The 1,064-nt window shown below is 46.1% G+C and carries 1 protein-coding gene; it reads left to right on the top strand.

All coding sequences use genetic code 11. The features are described 5' to 3' along the window. On the top strand, positions 1 to 1,064 hold a 1,064-nt coding region (locus R7P67_RS26260; protein ID WP_318086510.1), incomplete at both ends, for an ABC transporter permease.

Below are 1,064 nucleotides of genomic sequence, written 5' to 3'. Positions count from 1 at the left end.
AATAAAATTCCTCAAGGATTTTACATTCAGTTGCGCCGCGCTGGTTTCAATCAATGCGCGCCTTTTGACGTCCTTCATCTGGATGCCAAAACGGACATGAACTTGATGCTCGTTGGCATCGATCCTGTCGCAATGATCCCTCTTCAGCACGGCAAGTCACTTAATGAGATGCCTGTTCTCTCCTTGATGAAGCCGCCGTATCCGATCTTGATCAGTCAAGATTTGGCGTCTTACATGAACTGGCAAGACGGCGACTTTATTGAGTTGAATGATGGTAGCCGTCTTGGTCCTGTTCAAGTGGATCAAAACAAGCTCTTATCAGGTACACGTTTAGTTACCGACATTTCTTTATTAAGAATGTTGAAGCGAAGCTCGGGCCTTTCAGCGATTTCATGTGGCGAGATGCCAGAAGAAAAACTGATCGCATTAAAAAACATACTGCCAAATGGCATGACTTTGGTTCGAAACACTCGTACTGAGCTTGAATCTTTGACCAAAGCATTCCACATGAACCTAACCGCGATGGGGATGTTGTCGTTTTTGGTTGGACTTTTTATCTTCTATCAAGCGATGTCATTGTCTTTTATTCAGCGTCAGCGATTAGTCGGCATTTTGCGTCAAACCGGTGTGAATGGAACCCAATTGGCGCAAGCGCTATTACTTGAGCTCTCGATACTCGTTTTGGTCGCTTGGGCTTGCGGTAACTTCTTTGGACTCATGTTGGCGAACGAGTTGATCCCTGCAGTATCTTCCAGTTTGAGCGATCTATATGACGCCAACGTTGGCCTTACTATCGGTTGGTCGTGGCAGTCGAGTTTATACAGTTTGATTATGTCGGCAATGGGCGCTCTGATTTCCTGTTTGTGGCCACTGATTCGATTGTTGAAATCGCAACCAATTCGTTTGTCTTCGCGTTTATCGTTAATGCGCTTTGCAGGAAGAGAGTTTTCTTGGCAAGCATTGGCGGCATGTGCTTTCTGTGTAGCCGCGGTTGCGGTTTACCAAGCACCTAAAACGCAAGAGACGGGTTTTGCCATTATCGCATTGATGTTGGTGAGTGTGGC

This window comes from Vibrio sp. Vb0937, from assembly GCF_033338855.1.
The sequence above is the reverse complement of the archived record's forward strand: the minus strand, read 5'-3'. Positions and strand labels throughout refer to the sequence as shown.